Source organism: Sutterella wadsworthensis (assembly GCF_003315195.1).
GTDB classification, from domain to species: domain Bacteria; phylum Pseudomonadota; class Gammaproteobacteria; order Burkholderiales; family Burkholderiaceae_F; genus Sutterella; species Sutterella wadsworthensis.
In genome coordinates, this window is the sequence record NZ_QNRV01000016.1 from 40,963 (window position 1) to 61,159 (window position 20,197).

Here is a 20,197-nt window from a genome sequence, read left to right on the forward strand (position 1 = left end):
TCGTCCACCAAATCGGTGTTTTGCCAAAGCCGGCGAAGCATCCAGGCAGCCAGCGAAATTCAGCTTCCGTGAGCGCAAAAGTCTGCGGCGAATACGGGCATCCGCCGCTTCGTCATTGTACCGGCGCCGCGGCTCTCAACTGCAGCGGTCTCTCAGAGAGATCACCTATACCTTGGTCTAGCCGCAGCGTTTCAGAAACGCTTCAGAATACTTACATCGCTTAGGACGCAGGAGCTGTTTGGGCTCCCGTCGGACGAGCTTCTCACAATCCGTAATCCCCTTGAGACTTGGAGCGCTCTGCTCCGAGTTGAACGGATCACTCTTCAAAGGAAGATAAGAATGTCCGAAATGAATCTCTGCCGCCGCAACCTCCTCAAGGCTGGCGCCGCTGCCGCCGCCGGCATTATGGCGAGCGCTGCCGCCAATGCAGGCATTCCCGCTGCCAAGGTTGAGAAGTATGACGAAGAATACGATGTCGTCATCATCGGCTCCGGCTTTGCCGGTATGGCCTGCGCCCTCAAGGCTGGCCGCGCCGGCAAAAAGGTTCTGATGCTCGAAAAAATGCCGGTCGTCGGCGGCAACTCCGCCATCTGCGGCGGCAACGTTGCCTGCCCGGTCAACCCCGTGCAGAAGGCTCAGGGCATCAAGGACAGCCGTGAACTCTTCATCGCTGACTGCCTGAAAGACGGTCTCGGCCTCAACCACGTTGAACTGCTCTCGAAGATCGTTGACCGCTGCAACGACACGATCAAGTTTGTCGAGGACTGCGGCGCCGAATTCGTGCCCAACCACATGCTCTTCGAAGGCGGCCACTCCGTTCCGCGTTCCTATGAAATTAAGGCCGGCACCGGCTCTGGCTACATCCACCCGATGTACGACCAGATCAAGAAGCTCAGCAACGTCACGGTGAAGACCCGCGCCAAGTTCGACGACTTCATCATGGACGGCGATGCTGTTGTGGGCGTCACCTACCGCGAAGGCTATCGCTTCAACGCCAAGCTCCAAAGCGATGACCTCGAAAACAAGACCGGCAAGACCAAGACTATCCGCGCCAAGCTCGGCGTCATGCTTGCCGCCGGCGGTTTCTCCCGCGACATTTGGTTCCGTCAGATTCAGGACCCGCGCGTTGTTCCGACCACGGACTCCACGAACCAGCTCGGCGCCACGGCCGGTGTGCTCGTCAAGTCTCTCGGCATCGGTGCTGCTCCGGTCCAGCTCTGCTGGCTGCAGTTCCTCCCCTACACCAACCCGCGTGAAAAGGGCTTTGGCGTTTCCGTGAACTTCACCAACCACGCCTGCATGGACTTCGGCATCGTTGTTGACCGCAAGACCGGCAAGCGCTTCATGGATGAACACGCTGGCCGCAAGATCAAGTCCGACGCGCTCTTCAACGTCATCGGCAAGGATGAAAATTATCCGATCGCCATTGCCAGCGAAGAGATCGTCAAGGCTATTAATCCTTCCTTCGTGAAGCTGCCGATCGAAATGGGCACGGTCAAGAAGTTCAATACGCTCGAAGAACTTGCCGACTACTTCAAGATCAATAAGGCTCCGTTCCTCGAACAGGTTGAACGCTTCAACGGCTTCGTCGCCAAGCAGGAAGACCCGGAATTCCACCGTATCCTGAAGTTCCAGAACGGCCTCAACCTGGCCAAGGGTCCGTACTACGGCATTGAAGTCGCTCCGAAGATCCATCACACGATGGGCGGCGTCATGATCAACCCGGATTCGCAGGTGATCTCCGCCACGACCCATGCCCCGATCAAGGGCCTCTACGCCGGCGGCGAAATCACGGGCGGCGTGCATGGCGCTTCGCGTCTGGGCACGGTTGCCGTGATCGATGCGCTCACGTTCGGTATGATCGCCGGCGAACACTTCGCTGCGATGTAATGCCTGCCTGAATATTCAGGCTTAAAAGAAAACCCGCCTGTCCAGACCAAGCGCTCCGCGCGCTTCCTGTCAGGCGGGTCGTTCGGTAAACAAAGAATAGTTAACCGTCTAAAGCAGTGTTGAACTATTCGTTTCCCGCTCCAGACCTCAGACTTTCGCCCATTCCAATCGTTAAGGTTTTTCTTAGCACTTCATTCCGGCGAAACCTATTTCTTTAAAGCAAAGCACCGCCGACCCCCAAGATTAGGCAGCGCCTCTGCTTCTTAACTCCCTTTTGGAAGACCCCGCCATGAACCGCACGCTTACCGCGCTCTGCTTGGCCGCTGCGCTGGCCTTTGCAGGCACTGCTTCAGCCGGCGAGAAACTCGCCGAACAGCATATCGCCAAGGGCCTGCAGTGCCAGACCTGCCACGGTCCTGACATGAAGAACCCGCAGATGCCTGAAATGGCTACCTGCACGGGCTGCCACAATGTTGATCAGCTGGTTGAAAAGACGAAGAATGTGAAGCCCGTCAATCCTCACGTCTCTCCGCATTACGGCAAAACGCTCGAGTGCACGAACTGCCACTTGATGCATCAGGAAAGCGAAAACTACTGCAATCAGTGCCACGAATTCAATTTCAAAGTGCCTTAATTGAGGCTTGAGTCTTCACTGAGCGGCGCCTCGGAGCCGCCGGCCGCAGCAAAAACTTCTCCTTCTCTTCATGCCGTTTGAACATCGAATGTTCGAACGGCTTTTTTTCGCTTTCCTCTAGCGTTCGCTTGATGTGCGTGACATCACAGCCACCACACTCTTGCCCAAGGCGAAAGCAGTGCCTCCACCTCTCGAGCACTGCCTGCTGCCGCGACTAAGGATCGCCCCTCAGCATCCTTTGGCGCATTCTTCAGCAAATCCTCCGCCCAAGATTCTTGGGTACAAGCCTGCCAAAGAATGACGGGGCGTCCGATGGCAAGCGCAGCCTGAACTTCAATCAGCGTGCTTGACCCCGGACGAGCAGCCATAACCAGCGTTCCAGTGCCTAAAGCCGCCACCAAACGATTTCTGCGCTTCAGTGAACGCGCACGAGCTTCAGGATCAAAGCGCCGGCCTTCTGCCTGCGGACATTCCGAAAGAATCAGACCAGACTCGGCAATTTCATCGGCTAAACGCGCATTTTCCGGCGGCCAGGGAAAAGACAGCGGCGTCCCTAGAACGGCAATTGTTCTGCCGGCTCGTTTCTCGGGCGTCCAAGCGGAAAGAGCCCCGCGATGAGCCGCGGCATCAATGCCTCGGGCTAACCCAGAAACGATAACGGCTCCGCGGGCCGCCAAATCAGCTGCGACGAGTTCGGCAGCTTCGCATCGATCAGAAGATGCATCACGCGAACCCACAATTGACACTCGAAGCTGCCGCTCTGCAAGCGAAAGATCACCGCGGGCGCAGAGTACTTTTGGAGGATCAGCCAGATCTTCAAGCACCGAAGGATAATCTTCACTGCCAAAGCGCAGCGCACGAGCGCCGTCAGGAAATGTCGCCGACAGCTCCGCCTTCAGTTCCGAAACACTTTCCACTTGACCGAAAGCTGACTCAAGCGCCAAGAGGGCCTTGAAGGTTTCTGGAGAAAGTTTCGACATGGTGATCAGCCTCTTTTAATTCTGGACAATCCGTGTTAATCAGCTCGGCGGTCAAGCCGGATGCATATTTTCACATGTCGCGCCAGCACTCACAATGGAGTGAGACTGTTACACACAGAAGATGGATGGATCCATCCTCTTATTCATTATTCGCAAAAAATCACAAGAAAAGACATGCCGTCGCTCACTCTAATGGAGTAGGAACTAACACCGTACACGATGCTGCATAGACATAAACGAATCCATTAGGCTTATAGAAAGGATGCATGGATTTTGTAGTGCACACAACTCGTTAACCGGAATATCACGGTTTTGAGGCGTCAGTTCTTGTTTGTAAAGTTGACCTTATTTTTGCCCTTAATGAGGTACGCCTAAACGAAAAGACTATCTTAGATTATTGGGCCTGGGTTAAGATCACCGCTTGAATCACGGGTGTCCTCACCCGGGTTTGAGTCTATGGGCGTCCTCGGAATGGCGAGCAAACGCCCAGCAAACACAAAAAAAGGAAATATCCAACATGAAGAAGATTCTCGTTGCTGCCGCTGTGATGGCCTGCTTCGGCACGGCCGGCGCCGCTGAAGACATCACCGTTGACGTTGCCGTGATCGGTGCGGGTGGTGCAGGCTTGTCCGCCGCCGTTCAGGCTCACGAACTCGGCGCCAACGTCGTCGTAGTGGAAAAGATGGCCATGGTCGGCGGCAATACGGTCCGTGCCGCGGGCGGTCTGAATGCTGTTGGCACTGCTCTGCAGCAGGCCAAGGGCACGAAAGACTCCGTCGAAATCATGTTCTATGACACGATGAAGGGCGGTCATTGGCTCAATGACCCGGCGCTCGTTCGCACCCTCGTCACGAAATCGGCCTCTTCCGTTTACTGGCTGCTTGCTCACGGCGGCGATCTCCGCGACGTTGGTCTGATGGCCGGCGCCTCTCAGCCCCGTACGCATCGTCCGACCGGCGGTGCGCTCGTCGGCCCGGAAGTTGTCCGCACGCTCTACACGGCTGCTAAGAACCTCAAGATCGACGTGCGTACCAACACGCATGCCGAACAGATCCTGACCGACAAGAGCGGCCGTGTGGTCGGCCTGAAGGTTAAGGGCAAGGACGGCACGTACACCATTCACTCCAAGGCTGTGGTTGACGCGGCCGGCGGCTTCGGCGCCAACAACGAAATGGTTGCCAAGTATGTACCTCGTCTGAAGGGCTTTGCTACGACGAACCATCCGGGCGCCACCGGCGACGGTCTGCTTCTGGCTGAAAAGATCGGCGCTCAGCTGATTCAGATGGATCAGATTCAGACGCACCCGACCGTTGTTCCGAACGTCGGCGAAATGATCACCGAAGCCGTCCGCGGCAACGGCGCTGTCTTGATCAACAAGGAAGGCAAGCGCTTCTTCAACGAGCTCGAAACCCGCGACAAGGTTTCCGCCGCCATCTTGAAGCAGAAGGACGGCGTTGCTTACCTGTTCTTCGACAGCGATATGCAGAAGTCCCTGAAGGCCACGAACAACTACATCAAGCAGAAGTACTGCCTCAATGGCGCTACGCTCGATGAAGTCGCCGGCAAGATGGGCGTTCCTGCCGACACGCTGAAGGCCACGATGGATGCGTGGAAGGCCGGCAAGGCCGCCAATAAGGACGCTTTCGGCCGTGCCGATATGCCGCGCGACCTCGACAAGGGCCCGTTCTACGCCATTCTGGTCACCCCGGCTGTTCACCACACGATGGGCGGCATCAAGATCGACCCGCTCACCCAGGTCTACAACACGAAGAGCCAGGTTATCCCGGGCCTCTTCGCTGCGGGTGAAGTCACTGGCGGCGTCCACGGCGGCAACCGTCTCGGCGGCAATGCTCAGGCTGACATCGTCACGTTCGGCCGCATCGCCGGCGAACAGGCCTACATCTTCGCCAAGCAGCTTGACGCTGCTCAGGCCAAGAAGTAATCCTTCCGGCTCATTCGTCTGAAGTGCTGGAGCGCTTCGTTCTGTCTCGGCAGAAGCGAAGTGCCTCACAGGGGAAAGGTGAAGTCCGAAATGCACGGTTCGAACAACATTGATTCCCAGAGGACGCACCGCTTCCGTTAAGGACAGCAACTCCGCGCCAGCTATTCAGACTGAACCCGAAAGACTCTTAAAGACCGCTGATCTGCATCAGATCGGCGGTCTTTTTCTATCTCTCGCCGCTCTCCTGCATCACATCATGGCTGAGATAGACTGTCGGGCACTTCACCATCGTCTCTTATCGTTCTAAGGACAATTTCGTCATGCAGGATCTGCTGCTGGTCGGTCCAGCACTCCGGCTGTCCGATTTTCTTGATCTGTGTCGAGCTGCCAAACCTGAATCGGTACTTTTTCATCCAGAGACGACGGCACTGCGGATAAAAGCTATTAACGCCGCAGCAGCCGATCAGCTTGAAGCGCAGGCTCAGGGAAAAGCGGTCGACTGTCTGCGGCTTCCCGCAGAGCTCTCTATCCAAAATGTCCGACTCATCGCGCTTGATATGGACAGCACACTCATTGCGAACGAATGCATTGACGACATGGCCGCTATTGCCGGCTGCGGACCGGAGATGGCCCGCCTGACGAGAGAGGCTATGGAAGGTCTTTGGCCGTTCTCCAAAAATCTCGTTGAACGCGTGCGCCTTCTCAAAGGCGCCGACGCCGGAATCGCACTTCAAGCCTCAGAAAACATCCGTTTTTCGCCTGGTGCTCAGCGACTGATGCGCTTCATGCAGGCTCACCGCGTTGATCGCTGGATCATCTCCGGGGGCTTTTCTCAAATCGCTCGGCCTGCGGCTGCCAAATTAGGTATGACAGGCGTCATCTGCAACGAGCTTGTTATCGAAGACGGATGCCTCACCGGGGAAGTTGTCGGACCTGCAGGCGGACGCATTCTGGACGCAGATGGCAAACGACGCGCACTAGAAGTTTTGTCGAGCGCCGCAAAAGCCGAACTCTGCGAAACGATTGCCGTTGGAGACGGTGCAAATGATGTGCAGATGATCCGTGCTGCTGGCAACGGCTTTGCCTATCATGCCAAGCAAGCAGCCGCACAGGCCGCCCGGCTGCGCATTAACCATGCGGGACTAGACGCCATCGCGGCTTGTTATTCAGAGTATTGGACAGACGCACAGGTGCTGATCTAAAGAGTCCGATCGCAGAGGCGGCGAGGGTTTGATCCACCAGTCAGGACGCCGCTTTGCCGCACTCATTGGAGTTCCGCGGGGTGCCGGCGGTGCTCACCGCTTTTCTCCTCTGGAATTCATTCATGGGCTTCCTGCGGCTTTCTTGTGAGCTCGCCAGAGGCGAGCAAACACTTTAAAGCGCTGCACTCATTTTGATGTGCGGGATACCGCACTCCTCAAAAACATCTCCCTCAGCCTTGAAGCCAAGCGCTTCGTAGAACGTGCGGGCATGCGTCTGCGCATTCAGCCGGACCGTCTGCAGCCCCTCCTTCTTCGCATAATTGAGCACCGCTTCCATCAGCACACGGCCGACACCGCGCCCGCGAAAAGGTTTAAGCACAGCCAAACGTCCGATTTTGCCGTCTGGCGTCATACGCGCACAGCCGAGCGTCATGTGATGTTCGTCCCATGCAACGAAGTGAGTACTCACAGGATCGAGATCATCAATCTCTTCGGCTTTCGGCACGCCTTGCTCAGCAACAAACACCATGAGCCGAATACGTTCGCAAGGATGCTGCAGTGTTTTCCAATCACCGGTTTCGATATGAATCTGCATATTGACTTTCCTAACAAGATTCAGGCCTTGCCAGCATACACTGACAAGGCCTGTTGACTGACTCAAGCTGCTATTTTAAGGCTGCGTGAAATCTTTCCCCGCAGCTTTCGCTTTGGCAAGATCACCCGCCAGTGCAAAGGTGAGTTTGGAGACATCACAGAAGCGGCGAAGCGCCTTATTGACGTCTTCAACGGTCAGCGCCTCAATGGCGGCTTCGGTTTCCTTGGAGAACTGCCACGTACGGCCCGTTTCCAAATTGTTCACCCAATTGGAAGCCACCATACCGTCCTGCGCGCGATTCACCGCACGCGAGCCGATGATGCCGCGCTTGGCTTCGGTAAGCTCAGCTTCCGTAATGCCGTCACGGTAGGCACGAGCGAGCTCATCCTTGAGGCTCTTTTCGGCTTGAGCGAGATTCTGCGGCGCAACGATGGCGCCTACGGACCACTTAGCACGGTTGCCAAAGGACGGCAGCGTGATGTTTGAACCCGAGCCGTAAGAAAGACCTTCCTTCTGCCGCAGACGATTGACGATGCGGTTAGACAATCCATCCGAACCGCCGATGATCCAGTCAGCCGTGATCAAGGCCGGCATATCAGCATCGGAAAGATTGGCTGGCAAATCCACGCGGGCAAAAAGCATCGCGTTTTCTTTGTCAGGCGTATCAATCACGAAACGAGCTGGCTCCACCGGCCGATATTCCGCAACAATGCGCTCAAACGGAATCTTGGCAGCCTTTTGGTCAATCACGTCGGCTTTGAGTTCGGCGGTCACTTCCGCCGCATCGAAGTCGCCCACCACGGCGATGTAACCGAGGCCGAGACCAAAGACATCGTTGTAGTAGCGCTTTACGTCGGCGAGCGTCACCTTTTCGAGGTCAGCGATCAGTTCCGCGGATGTTTCCGAATAACGGGCGTCTCCCTGAGGATAGGTATTGAAGTGCTTCGTAATGGCATCGCGGCCAAGCGTTGCCGGTTCATCTGAGCGGGCCTTGAGACCAGCAATCGTCTGGCTCTTGAGTGTTTCAAATTCCTTTTCCGGATAGCTCGACTGCGTAAAGAGCTCACCGACGAGCTTGAGCGCTGCAGCGAGATGCTCGCGATCCGTAGTGAAACTGAAGGGGGATCCGTCCATCTTATTGGCCGTGAATGCATCTTCAATCTGATCACGGGTCATCGTCTTCGTACCGCGCATGAGCATCGCCCCCGACAGCATCGGGATGGCGCTGCGGGCAAGCTCCTTATTGTTGCCCACATTGAAGCGCATCTTGACAACCACCGTGTTGCCGCGCGTCTGTTTGGGAAGCAGCGCCGTCTTAACGCCGCCCACCTCGATAATCTGCGTGCGCTTGTCGATGTTGTCCTGAGAAGAATCAAACGCTTCAACCTCAGCACCCGTTTCCTTAAAGGTAAAGCGTGAAATCAGTTCTTCAGCCGAAGGCGCCTGGGCAATTTCAGCGCGCTTTGGATGATCATCCGGCACAAAGAGCCCGACGACACGGTTGTCGCGAACAAAGTACTTCGCGGCGGCGGCATCGATCTGCGCAGGGGTGACGTTCTTCACCTGCTCGCGATCCACAAAGAAAAGGCGCCAGTCACCGAGTGCGATGTAGTCGGAGAGTTCAACGCCGAATTCCTCGGGGTCTGAGAGCGTGCGCTCAAACATCATCTCCTGATCGGCTTTCTGACGGTTAAGCTCCTCCTCTGTCACGCCGGAACGGGCAAAGGCATTCTCAATTTCCTCGATGAGCTTTTTCTTGACGGGTTCGATCGGGTCGCCCTTCTTTACCATGGCGCCGAACATCACAAAGCCGGGCTTAGCGGCGGCAACCGGCCAGCCGAAGACCTGAGAAGCCATTCCGGTATCCACCAGTGCCTTATAAAGACGACCGGTCGGAGCATCCGCAAGAATGTCCGCCGCCATCGCTGTGGCTTCATAATCGTCAGCCAAAGCCGACGGAATGCGGTAGCCCACTGCGACGAGCTGCTGCTCGCCCTTGCGGCGAATGAAGAACTCGCGCTCTCCGTCCGCTGTAGGTTCTACGGTCCATTCTTTAGGCAGCACGCGAGTGGGCTTAGGAATGACGCCGAAGGCTTCATTCACCCAGGCCAGAACCTGATCGCGATCGAACTTGCCCGAAATGGTCAGCACCGCATTGTCGGGCTGATAGTAGAGATGATAGAAAGCCTGCAGATTTTTAATTTCGACATTCTCAATATCGCTTCGAGCACCGATCGTCGAACGGCCGTAGCTCTGCCAATCGAACATCACGCTCTGCATGCGCTTCATCATCACTGAAATGGGCTTGTTCTCTCCCATTTCATACTCGTTGCGCACCACCGTCATTTCGGTGTCGAGATCCTTCTGCGCAATAAAGGAATTGACCATAGCATCGGCCTGCCAGCCGATCGCCCACTTCATGTTGTCATCGGTCGCATTGAAACTCACGAAATAGTTCGTACGGTCAAGCCAAGTCGAACCGTTCATGCGAAAACCCCGGCGAGTGAATTCCGCCGTTGGATGGGGATAATTCTTCGAACCCTTGAACATCAGGTGCTCAAGCAGATGCGCCATACCCGTCTCACCGTAGTTTTCCTGGCGAGATCCCACAAGGTAGGTCATGTTGACCGTAGCCGTCGGTTTGCTGGCATCCGGATAAAGCACAACCTTGAGGCCATTGGCCAAACGGTACTCCGTGATGCCCTCCACCGTCACATAGGGCGTCGGCAGTTCGTTCATATTTTTATTCTCCTCGCCGGCCATAGCGGAGCCTCCGCCGACCGCAGCCGCCGCAACTGCAGCAGCAAACAAGACGTTATTGATCCAATGCATTGAGCGTTTCCTCACTGAAGAGCGGGATACACCAGCTTAGCTTCAAGCACGTGCATCACCCGCCGCTTGGCAGCTGCCGGCATCAACCAAGAATTGAACCTCGGGCGCCGGCATCTGAAACCCAAACCGATCGCAAGACCGGAATGCAGGTACCTTATCAGCGGGTCTGCAAATAAGACCCGTCAATGCGTTCCGAGATGTTACCGCCAGAGAAGAAAATTCGCCGTCTATCCGTCCTCTGCGGCAACGGGAAGAATCCAATAGATGACTCATGCTGCATCAAATTGAAATCTTCAAATCTATGCTTGAGAACACGTATTCCCAGAGACTCCGTTATCCTTCTCACCCGCACGAAATTCAATCGTTCAGTCTTCTGAGCTTTCTCGCTCTGAAGACCTGAAATCTCGTCACAAGAATTATGAAATTCCTCTTCGACATTTTCCCTGTCATCCTCTTTTTCGCCGCCTTCAAAGGCGCGGAATACTTCCCCGACGGAGCGCTCTCGCTCGCTTCGAGCTTTATGGGCGACGGCGTGACAGCAACGACTGCGCCAGTTTTCATTGCGACCGTAACGGCTATTCTCGCAACGATTCTGCAGGTGGGCTGGCTCAAGCTCAAAGGCGCCAAAGTCGAGCCTATGCTCTGGATCAGCCTCGCTGTCATCGTGGTTTTCGGCGGCCTTACGCTGTGGCTTAAAAATGAAATGTTCATCAAATGGAAACCGACGATCCTCTACTGGATCTTCGCTGCGGTGCTCGGATACGGGGCCTACTCCGGACGCAGCTTTATCCGCATGCTGATGAAAGACGCCGTCGAAATGCCCGATGCCGCCTGGATGAAGCTTCAGTGGATGTGGATTGTCTTCTTCATCGTCGTGGGTATCCTGAACCTCGTGGTGGCGTACCTCTGCTCGACCGATGTATGGGTAAACTTTAAGCTTTTCGGCCTGATCAGCTTGACATTGATATTTACAATTGCCGCTGCCGTGTGGATGACAAAACAAGCACCCGGTCGGCAGAATTAATCGCAATTCCATTTCGCACAATCGCGCGTATACCGCGGCATGTACACGGTTGGAAGGGCTTCGCGCTCTTGCGGCCGTGCACTCTTAAAGAGACACAAAAATCATGGATAAAAAAGCTATTGCGCTCGGCGCAGCCCTTTTGATTGCGGCCGGCGCCGCCAACGCAGAACTGAAGGCCTTTAAGGTCAACGGGGAAACGGTGTCCGTCGCTGAACAAAAGGCGGTCTACGACCGCGCTGTCGCACAGGGTCAGCCTGCTGGCCCGGAGCTTGAAAGCCAGGTGAAAAACCTGCTGATTCAGCAGACTGCACTGCTGCAGGAAGCCAAGAAGGCCAAGATTCAGCAGAATGCCGACGTGCAGCGCGCGATCGACAACGCCCGCAATCAGATCCTCATTCAGGGCCTTGCTCAGGATTGGGCCAAGAAGAACCCGGTAAGCGATGCTGATCTTCAGAAAGCTTACGAAGCCGATAAGGCCTCCTATGGCGACACGGAATATCAGGTCCGCCATATTCTCGTGAAGACCGAAGATCAGGCCAAGAACCTGATTTCCCGTCTCGCCAAGGGCGCTGATTTTGGCAAACTCGCTCAGGAATTCTCCGAGGATACAGCCAACAAGGCTCAGGGCGGCCTCCTGGGCTGGGTTGTTCCGCGTTCCTTTGTGCCGGCCTTCGGCGCTGCGTTCTCTGCACTGAAGCCGGGCGAAGTCGCACAGGCTCCGGTTCGCACCCAGTTCGGCTTCCATGTCGTCAAGCTTGAAGCCAAGCGCAAGGCTGAACTTTATCCGTCCTTTGACAGCCAGAAGGCCGTGATTCACAACGCACTTGCCAACCAGAAGGTTCAGCAGCACTTTCAGGAACTGATTAAGCGCGCTGTCGTCAAGTAAGCCGTTCGGCCCGTGAAGTTCCACACTTAAAGGACTTCAGCCGTCTCACAAAACGCCTGTCGATATTCTTTCGTCGACAGGCGTTTTCATTAGCGCACAGCCTGCGAGACGTGCACAATGGCAAACATCTATCCGCTTCTTTCATCTTGAACGGATGCATTCCTTTTTCAAGGATCATAGAAATGCACTTTCAACATGCGACCGACGCCTTCACTCTGAAAAACGGCGTCAAAATTCCATGCATCGGCTTTGGCACCTGGCAGTCTGCCGACGGTCCCACTGCAGAAAATGCCGTGCGTGAAGCCATTGAAGCCGGCTACCGTCATATTGACACCGCCGCGATCTACCACAACGAGCGCAGCGTCGGCCGCGGGATCAAGGATTCCGGCATCAAGCGTGAAGACATTTTCGTAACCAGCAAGGTCTGGAATACTTGCCGCGGTTACCAGACAACGCTCGAAGCTTTCGAAAAAACGCTTTCTGATCTGCAGCTCGACTACCTTGACCTCTACCTCATCCATTGGCCGGCTTCGCCTTCGCGCTTTGCAAACTGGACGGAACTCAACCTTGAAACCTGGCGTGCTCTCACTGAGCTCTATAAGGCTGGACGCATCCGTGCTATCGGCGTCTCCAATTTCCGCCCGGCGCACCTTGAGCCGCTGATGCAGACTGAAGTGCAGCCCATGGTGAATCAAATTGAATATCACCCGGGCTACCTGCAGCGCGAAATCGTCGATTACTGCCGTGCTCACGAAATTCTGGTCGAAGCCTGGAGTCCGCTCGGCTGCGGACGCGTGCTTACGGATCCTCGGCTGGTTGCCTTGGCCGAACGCCTCGGCATCACCACCGCGCAGCTTGCACTTCGCTTCTGCCTTGAAACCGGTACCTTACCGTTGCCCAAGTCCGTTACTCCCGAACGCATTCGCGCAAATCTCAACGTTTTCAGCTTTGCTCTGCCCGCGGACGTCATTGCCGAAATCCAGGCATTCCCGGAATTCGGCTTTTCCGGGCAAGATCCGGACAAAGTCACATTCTGATGGATCTTCAAAAAAGGATGGCTTGCGAGCCAAACGCTCTTAAATAAGAAAGCCGCATACGCCAACACCTTGGCCAAGCCAGCCAGCGACAAGTCATGCCGATGCCTGATGCACCGGCATGACTTGCTTTTAAGCTTTAATCCGCAGCGATAGGTCTGCAACTTATTCTTTCGACCGTCTTGTTCAAAGGAACTGTCTGCGCTAGATTACGCGAACCAGAGCGTTAACCTTTTTAGGAATAACGACTTCCTTCACTGATTCAGGCGAAAAGACGCTTCATGCTCAAGGCCCAAATTCGCAAGCGTTTAGGAGAGCTCAGCCTTTCCATTGACCTTTCTGTTGCGAAAGGCATTACAGTGCTGCGCGGCGAATCCGGCTCGGGCAAAACGACTATTGCCAATCTGCTCTCCGGGGCGCTCAAACCCGACGAAGGAGAGATTGAATTAGAGGGGCGCTCAGTCTTCAGCACTGCGCGCAGCATCAACCTTGCGCCGGAAGCCCGCGGCATCGGATTCGTTTTTCAAACGGCCCGTCTTCTGCCGCACCTCTCTGTCGAAGAAAATATTCGTTTTCCTCAGACGGCCGGCAGGCGCAGACCGCGAGTTGATTTCGCAGAAGTGGTGGAGATCCTTGGCCTTGAACGGCTTCTCCATCGTCATCCTGGCAGCCTTTCCGGCGGTGAAGGACAGCGCGTTGCACTGGCTCGCGCACTGATGGGAACTGAATCGCTTCTCATACTCGATGAGCCGCTTTCGAGCCTTGATCCTGAGCGCCGCAGTCTGCTGATGGGCTTCATCGAACGTGCCGCACAAACGCTCGATGTTCCGATTCTTTATATCACCCATTCTGAAGAGGAGATGCGGCGGCTCGCCCGACGCGCATTTCTTCTTCAATCTGGCCGTTTGCGAGAAATGGATCTCCGCACGGCCGCTTCCCATAATTAGAGGAGTTTACAGACAATGAAGCTGTTCACATCTACATTGATCACTGCCGCTGCCGCCCTGACCCTTGCCGGCGCAGCACAAGCCCAGGTCACCGTCACGACAGGCGGCGGCTATATCAAAATGGTTGAGGCACTGACCGCCCAATATGAAAAAGACACCGGCGCAAAAGTTGAAAAGGCTTTCGGCGGCAACATCGGTCAGATGCTCGCTCAGGTTGAAAGCGGCAGTCCGGTTACAGTCGTTGTTTCGGATGCTACGAGTCTCAAAAAATTCACAAAAGCACTGAATGCTGATGCCGGGGTCCGTTTGGGCGATACGCCGCTGATCCTCATTTGGCGCAAAGGCCTGACGCTCGCATCGCCCGAAGATCTGACCAGCGATGCCGTCAAACGCGTGGCGATGCCCGACCCGAAGGCCGCAGTCTACGGACGCGCAGCCAAGGAATACCTCGATGGTTCCGGACTTGCAGAAAAAATCGCTGGGAAGCTCAATGTGGTTTCAATGGTGCCTCAGGTGATGTCCTATGTCTCCCGCGCAGAGATGGATGCGGGCTTTGTCAATCTCCTCGCAGCTCGTCAAGGCAAAGACAAGATCGGCGGCTTTGTCGCTGTGAAAGAAGGTTACGAACCTATTCGCATGACTGCTCAGCCAGTAAAAGGCGCAGCGGGCGAAGCCGATGACGTCAAAGCGTTTTTAACCTGGCTGGGGAGCCCCAAAGCCGACGCGGTGCTCGAGAAGTTTGGTGTTTCTCGTTAATCCCTTCGTTAGGCTTAATGCCTCCTTGAGAGGGAGACCGAAATCGTGACAGAAAGCTGGCTCTCGGCACTGAAGTCGCCGGAACTTATTTTTGCCGTCATGCTCACGGCAAAAACCTGCCTGGTGGCGGGAGCCGGATTTCTCGTGCTTGCACCCCCGCTCGCTTGGCTCTTCGCCCGGCGAGAAGGCGTTGGCGTGCGGGCACTGAGCTTTTTCGTTACCTTGCCGCTTGTCTTTCCGCCTGTTGCATTAGGCTACCTTCTGCTGCTACTCATCGGACGGAGCGGCCCGTTGGGCGGCATGCTCGATGCGGTCGGCATTTCAATCGTCTTCACGCCTTGGGCGGTCTATCTGGCTGCCTTCATCGCGGGACTGCCGCTCGTCATTCGCCCGATTCAGGGAGCGCTTGCAAGCGAACAGCTCAAAGCGCTTGAATTTGCTGCGCGCGTGCACGGCGCACCGCCGCTCACCGTCTACCGCAAAGTTACTCTGCCGCTTGTACGCGGCCAGATTCTCTCCGGGTTGCTGCTCGGCATTTCTCGCGCAAGCGGCGAAGTTGGCATCACGATGATGGTGGGCGGGAACATTTCCGACCGCACCAATACACTCTCGCTTGAGATTTGGAATGCGGTTTCACGGGCAGACTTTGATGTTGCGACCACGCTCTGCCTGCTGCTTTCAGCCTTCACGCTTTTCATTTTTATCGTGCTCGACCGTCTGCAGCGCCGCGCCGGCGCACTTTAAAGCGGTCCTAGGGCCTTTCAGCAGCGTCCGCGAAAGCTTTGTTTCGCGGATGCTGAAATGAAACGTCTGATTTTAGTCACCGGCCCCCAAAGCCTTAAGCGACTCCAGCACGGATTCCTTCGTCAGCTTCTCCGCTTTGGCCAGCTGATCGGCGGACAGTTCGTGGCGCAACACGCGGGCATCTGCCGCTGCATTGCGGTCTGGAGCATAGTTTTTTTGAGCCTGTGAAGCAGCGCGCATCAGTACATACGCCGCTGCCGGATCCTTATCCACGCCGTCCCCCGTCATCAGAAGCTGAGCCAATGCACGCTGAGCACCGGGGAAGCCTCCGTTGGCTCCGCGCCAGTACCATTTAGCCGCTTCCTTGAAGTCAACTTCCTGGCCGTTGCCCTGAGCAAAATAATCTCCAATGTTGCGCATGGCTTCCGAACTGCCGTGCTTGGCGGCCACACGGTCCCAAATCAGCGCCTGACGCGGATCGAGTTTGACGCCGAGACCGGCACGATAGGCCGAGGCAAGCGCAAGCTGGCAGTCAACATCACCGAGATAGGCGCCTTTTTCCCACCAGGCGGTAGCGCTGAGCGGCTGACGGTGCGTACCAAGTCCCTGATTGAGCATGTCACCCAAGTAGTACATTGCCCTGGGGTTGTCCTTTGCTGCTTCCTTTTGGAAAAGCTTCGTCGCCTCAGCGTATCTCTGCGCTTCAAGAAGCTTGACGCCGTCTTCAATGGGGCCGGCAGCAGCCAGCGCAGAAACCATTAAAAGCGAAGAACAAAGTGCGGCACTCAAAGCAGCACGGGCGAAATTCTGGGTCATCAGGATGCTCCTTAATACGATCGGCGGCACGCTTGCCCATTCAGGCCATATGCCGCTCATTTTCTTCTGCACGCCAATCTAGCAAGTCAACCTTAAGCGGATCTGCTCTCGGAAGACCTTCCGTCGGCAAGCAGCACCGGCTCATGACCGCGGGGTACAGTCGGCATCTTTTCATCTGTCACAGGCAAACGCTCGATGAGTTCAGCAACAGGCTGATCAATCATCGGATCACGCAGGAACTCGCGGTACCATGCAAAAAGCGGGCCCTCCGGTTTATTGACATTCGGCTGGGCCGGCTGAACCAGACCATTGCAGGGATCAATCAGCAGCACGGCAAAGGCATCGGCCAGCGTTTTTTTCTCCGGATCGCACAAAAGCGCCCAACCGGTTTCCCGCCGCTTTTCGTCGAGCACCACCGGGGCGCAGTAGCCTTTTTCAGAGAGTTTCACAAGGATGCGCTCGATCCCCTGAGGATAGCTGTCCACTGCACGAGAAAGCGCCAGCTCAGACACACAGGGAGATCCCGACGCTCGAGCGCTCGTGAGTTCGCGAAGCAACGCAAGCCCTGTGAGGAAATCGTTTCCAAGCTTATATGAATCAGCGAATCGTCCGGAAGTGAGCTGCGGAAGCGTCGCGGTAATCGCAGCCCCAGCGAAAACAAGCATCCAGGCAATATAAAACCAGAGCAAAAATACCGGAAAGGCCACAAAGGCGCCGTAGATAGAAGAGAGCGTCCCTGCGGTGATGTAATACTCGAAAGCCTCGCGGAATACCTGCCCGGCCAAAGCGACAGCAGCACCGCCCGTCAGCGCATGCGTGAACGGCACACGGCAGTTGGGAACCAGTTTGAAGAGAATGGCATAGCCAATGGTCTGCAGGATGATCTGAATAAGTGCGAAAAGCCAGCCCGGCAGCCCCCCAGTCCCTGCTGCCCCTGCGGCGATGCGGATGGCTTGCGTTGAAAGCGTGATTGAGAGCGCAATGGCAATGGGCCCAAGCGTGAGAAGTGCCCAGTAAATCATCGCCCGCTGAGCCCACGAACGCATGCGGCGAACGCGAAAGATGCGGTTCACCGTCACGAAGAACTTATCAATCATCAGGAGCGCAGTGAGTGCCAAACCAGCCAGACCAAAAGCACCAAGGCCGGAAGCATGGTCACTGAAGACCTTCAAGTACTTCATGATCACTTCGCTGTAGGAGAGCGGCAGCACTGACATTACCGCTTCCTCGAGCGCTGCCCGCGTCTCAGAAAAACTCGGGAACGCTGCAAAAGCAGCAAGCGAGACAGCCAAGAGCGGAACAAGCGAAAGTAGCGTCGTCAATGTCATTGACGAAGCTACTTCCTGAAGCTGCGCCTCTCGCATACGAGCCACCGCGAACCCGGCCAAGTTTCGAAGCGTATTCAAGAGCTGCCGGCGGCGAAGAGCCGTAAGGAGCGGTGTATTTTCGGGTATTGACATACAGCATTCGCTCAAAGAAAAAGCATTCCATCTATTTTGGTCATTTTAACCGTCAGTCTGATTGTCTCCGACTGCACTGCAAACATTCACGCGCCAAAATAAAACGACCCGAAGGAACCGCAAAAAAGCCGCTCCTTCGAGTCGTTCGGGCCCCTCTGCATCAACCCTAAACGGGTTAGCCGCAGAGACTTGCCGGGGAGCGTGAAACGCTTACATCGTCAGCTTCACGACTCGGTTGGCATCAATCACCTCGAAGGTGCTGCCATCCTTCACCAGGCCGCGAATATCCGTTAATTCCTCAGGCAGTCCCCAAGCTTCGACCACAGCTTCCTGGGCCACATCGATGACAACGAGTACGTTCCAGTTTTTGGACACGGCATAGAGCTTGCCGTCTTCATAGACCATACCGGTCACATAAAGTTCGCCAAGAGAACGATCCTTCTTAAGCATCTCGGCTGTGGGGACAAACTCGCCTGAAAGCATCCAGTCCTTCATCAGCGCCTTGCTGATGACAAACTGCTTCTTATTCTTGTTGTCAGGCACGGTAGCCATGAAGACATAGCGTCCATCGGTAGCACTCGAATGAATGTACGAGAACTTCGCACGTTCCGTATCGATTCGAGCTCGGCCAAGACCGCCGACAGCCTCAATGTGGCTGCGCCCGGCAGTGAAGTTGGGCCAGCCCTGAACATCATCGGCCTCCGGATTCTGTCGAACACGCAGAAGCGACTTGTTGGAACCCATCAGCACATAAGCGTCTTTGTCCAACGCTGTAATACCCACCAAGTCAAGCACATTGGCCGAGAACCAGGGATCCATAGCAGCATGGAACTTGGGTGAGAGGTCGGCGTTGAGGAACCAAAAATCATATTTGGAAGCAATGACGTACTCGCCTCGAATTTTGGCGATGGTATTAAGTTTGGCCGAAATGCCCGGCACTGCGCGGGTCTCTTCAATTTTGAGGCTGCCGTTGAGTGCGACAGGCGCATTGGCGGCATTGTGCTCAAACTTAATTCCGAGGCGTTCAGCGTTGGGCGCATAAGCAAAGTCAGGCTCTTTCACATCTCGTTTGCCGAGGAAATTAAAACCCGAGAACATGCCTTCCCAACTGTCCGAAGACCAAACAATGTACTTCGGATTCCACGAAAAGCGCCAAGGATCTCCCTGCCCCCAGTTTGGCGGAAGACCGGTCGTCCAAGCCGCCTGAAAAGCGTTCGAAGCAAGAATGAAGGAGACAATGCCGAAGGCGATCTGCATAAAGCCAGTCGTCGGACGCCACCGTTTGCCTTTGAGTTCCGCGATGAGCGCATCAAAACGCGGAGCAAGGAAAAGTGCGAGTCCGAAAAGCATCACCACACACCAGAAGACGATTTCCGCCCACATTTGAGTGTGAAGTCCCATGATTTCAAGACCAAAGCCCTGTCCCACATCACGAGCGGCATGGACGCCAAGATGGCGGAAGGATGACCAAAGACCGACGGCAGCCATCACAAGCATGGTCGCCAGATACTTTGGCTTGAAACCATATCGCACCATGAAAAGTGCCACGACGCCGATGAAGGCCATTTGCTCACGTTGTCCCCAGCAGAGCGTGCAGGGGCTGTCACCCATCAGGTAGCCAAGAATGAGGTTGGCAATACCGACCGGGAGAAGAACAATTAATAAGCCTCCCCAGCAGACGATGTCATACCAGGTTTTGGCTTTTTTGATATCGCCGTCGGTGATCGGCTTGGAATAATCAACCATTTGCAGATCTCCGAAGGTTAGAGGTTGAGGACGCCGAGAATGCTCGTCGACACGTGGCCGACGTACATGAGTACAACCATGAGCCAGCCGACGATGGTCAGTCTCCAAGCTAATTTTTCATGCTCAGGCTTAAACCAGATCAGCAGCACGGCGATGAGCAGTATTACAAGCTCAACGAATTCCATTTGCTTTCCCTTTGGTAGTTGTTGAGAGCGTTCATAAAGTTGAACGAAGTGCTGGGATTCTGATGGAGTGCTATTGCTGCTGGAAAGGGTTGATTACAATAAGTAACAGTATTTTTGCTTATATAAAATGATATAAAAAGTCGATATCTAGATAAATATATCTATAAACATTTTGGTAAACAATGAATTCAGTAAAAAGTTCCGTTATCCGCTTCTCCATAAACCCGAACTACTGGTCAGTTAAAAATATTTTTTGGTATGCCTGTATATTTGAAACTTGCGGCGTTGCTGAAAGCGTTTTTTGCTGCTCTGTCGGGATACAAAAAACCTGAGCATGGGTGGATTGCTCCTTGAGTGCCAAAAGGCGTCGATACGCTAATGCTTAAAAACGGGGCGTCCGATCGGGTAGAGAGCGGGTTTGCACCTCGCTCCCTCCCACACCACCGGACGTGCCGTTCGGCATCCGGCGGTTTCTAAAGTTAGGTTTTGGATTCAGTGGTCAGGCCTTTGACAAGAGACTGTAA

At 55.2% G+C, this 20,197-nt stretch carries 17 protein-coding genes; 10 read left to right on the forward strand and 7 right to left on the reverse strand.

Annotation, left to right across the window (positions count from 1 at the left end):
• Nucleotides 1–339 precede the first annotated feature (339 nt).
• Nucleotides 340–1,890, forward strand: coding sequence for an FAD-dependent oxidoreductase (locus tag DES29_RS07540; RefSeq protein ID WP_021995715.1), 1,551 nt, complete (start codon nucleotides 340–342; stop codon nucleotides 1,888–1,890).
• Nucleotides 1,891–2,179: 289 nt separating this feature from the next.
• Nucleotides 2,180–2,524 (forward strand): cytochrome c3 family protein, encoded by a 345-nt coding sequence (locus DES29_RS07545; RefSeq protein WP_005430797.1) that lies wholly within the window; start codon nucleotides 2,180–2,182, stop codon nucleotides 2,522–2,524.
• Nucleotides 2,525–2,667: 143 nt separating this feature from the next.
• Here the strand turns inward: DES29_RS07545 and DES29_RS07550 are convergent, their stop codons facing one another.
• Nucleotides 2,668–3,504 (reverse strand): DNA processing protein DprA, encoded by an 837-nt coding sequence (locus tag DES29_RS07550; RefSeq protein ID WP_005430796.1) that lies wholly within the window; start codon nucleotides 3,502–3,504, stop codon nucleotides 2,668–2,670.
• Nucleotides 3,505–4,021: 517 nt separating this feature from the next.
• Here DES29_RS07550 and DES29_RS07555 point away from each other — a divergent pair.
• A complete protein-coding gene (locus DES29_RS07555; RefSeq protein WP_113854683.1) occupies nucleotides 4,022–5,446 on the forward strand; it encodes a flavocytochrome c in 1,425 nt (474 codons plus the stop codon).
• A gap of 320 nt (nucleotides 5,447–5,766) precedes the next feature.
• Nucleotides 5,767–6,648 (forward strand): phosphoserine phosphatase SerB, encoded by an 882-nt coding sequence (serB, locus tag DES29_RS07560; protein WP_016474010.1) that lies wholly within the window; start codon nucleotides 5,767–5,769, stop codon nucleotides 6,646–6,648.
• A 172-nt stretch (nucleotides 6,649–6,820) separates the two neighbouring features.
• Here the strand turns inward: serB and DES29_RS07565 are convergent, their stop codons facing one another.
• Nucleotides 6,821–7,243 carry a GNAT family N-acetyltransferase gene (locus DES29_RS07565; protein WP_005430792.1) on the reverse strand — a complete coding sequence of 141 codons (423 nt, stop codon included), beginning with the start codon at nucleotides 7,241–7,243 and terminating at the stop codon, nucleotides 6,821–6,823.
• A 75-nt stretch (nucleotides 7,244–7,318) separates the two neighbouring features.
• Entirely contained in the window at nucleotides 7,319–10,075 is a 2,757-nt protein-coding gene (locus DES29_RS07570) for a M16 family metallopeptidase (protein ID WP_113854684.1), read from the reverse strand.
• A gap of 418 nt (nucleotides 10,076–10,493) precedes the next feature.
• Between DES29_RS07570 and DES29_RS07575 the strand changes: the two genes are divergently transcribed.
• The 6 genes from DES29_RS07575 (at nucleotide 10,494) to DES29_RS07600 (ending at nucleotide 15,466) form a co-directional block, all read left to right on the forward strand.
• Nucleotides 10,494–11,099 carry a septation protein A gene (locus DES29_RS07575; RefSeq protein ID WP_016474009.1) on the forward strand — a complete coding sequence of 202 codons (606 nt, stop codon included), beginning with the start codon at nucleotides 10,494–10,496 and terminating at the stop codon, nucleotides 11,097–11,099.
• Between the two features lie 103 nt (nucleotides 11,100–11,202).
• Nucleotides 11,203–11,985 (forward strand): peptidylprolyl isomerase, encoded by a 783-nt coding sequence (locus tag DES29_RS07580; RefSeq protein ID WP_005430789.1) that lies wholly within the window; start codon nucleotides 11,203–11,205, stop codon nucleotides 11,983–11,985.
• Nucleotides 11,986–12,167: 182 nt separating this feature from the next.
• Nucleotides 12,168–13,022, forward strand: a complete 855-nt coding sequence (locus tag DES29_RS07585; RefSeq protein WP_021995713.1) for an aldo/keto reductase — start codon at nucleotides 12,168–12,170, stop codon at nucleotides 13,020–13,022.
• 278 nt (nucleotides 13,023–13,300) lie between these two features.
• A complete protein-coding gene (locus DES29_RS07590) occupies nucleotides 13,301–13,966 on the forward strand; it encodes an ATP-binding cassette domain-containing protein (protein WP_021995712.1) in 666 nt (221 codons plus the stop codon).
• A gap of 15 nt (nucleotides 13,967–13,981) precedes the next feature.
• Complete coding sequence (modA, locus tag DES29_RS07595; protein ID WP_021995711.1) at nucleotides 13,982–14,722, forward strand: molybdate ABC transporter substrate-binding protein; 741 nt, start codon at nucleotides 13,982–13,984, stop codon at nucleotides 14,720–14,722.
• A 45-nt stretch (nucleotides 14,723–14,767) separates the two neighbouring features.
• Nucleotides 14,768–15,466 (forward strand): molybdate ABC transporter permease subunit, encoded by a 699-nt coding sequence (locus DES29_RS07600; protein WP_021995710.1) that lies wholly within the window; start codon nucleotides 14,768–14,770, stop codon nucleotides 15,464–15,466.
• Nucleotides 15,467–15,538: 72 nt separating this feature from the next.
• Here DES29_RS07600 and DES29_RS07605 read toward each other — a convergent pair whose 3' ends face one another.
• The 4 genes from DES29_RS07605 to dba all read right to left on the reverse strand — a co-directional run bounded on the left by DES29_RS07605 (nucleotide 15,539) and on the right by dba (nucleotide 19,673).
• A complete protein-coding gene (locus DES29_RS07605; RefSeq protein WP_021995709.1) occupies nucleotides 15,539–16,282 on the reverse strand; it encodes a tetratricopeptide repeat protein in 744 nt (247 codons plus the stop codon).
• 92 nt (nucleotides 16,283–16,374) lie between these two features.
• Nucleotides 16,375–17,742 carry a YihY family inner membrane protein gene (locus tag DES29_RS07610; RefSeq protein ID WP_016474004.1) on the reverse strand — a complete coding sequence of 456 codons (1,368 nt, stop codon included), beginning with the start codon at nucleotides 17,740–17,742 and terminating at the stop codon, nucleotides 16,375–16,377.
• A gap of 210 nt (nucleotides 17,743–17,952) precedes the next feature.
• On the reverse strand, nucleotides 17,953–19,488 hold the full coding sequence (dsbI, locus tag DES29_RS07615; protein ID WP_016474003.1) for a disulfide bond formation protein DsbI: 1,536 nt from the start codon (nucleotides 19,486–19,488) through the stop codon (nucleotides 17,953–17,955).
• 17 nt (nucleotides 19,489–19,505) lie between these two features.
• On the reverse strand, nucleotides 19,506–19,673 hold the full coding sequence (gene dba / locus DES29_RS07620) for a disulfide bond formation protein Dba (RefSeq protein WP_016474002.1): 168 nt from the start codon (nucleotides 19,671–19,673) through the stop codon (nucleotides 19,506–19,508).
• Between the last annotated feature and the right edge of the window lie 524 nt (nucleotides 19,674–20,197).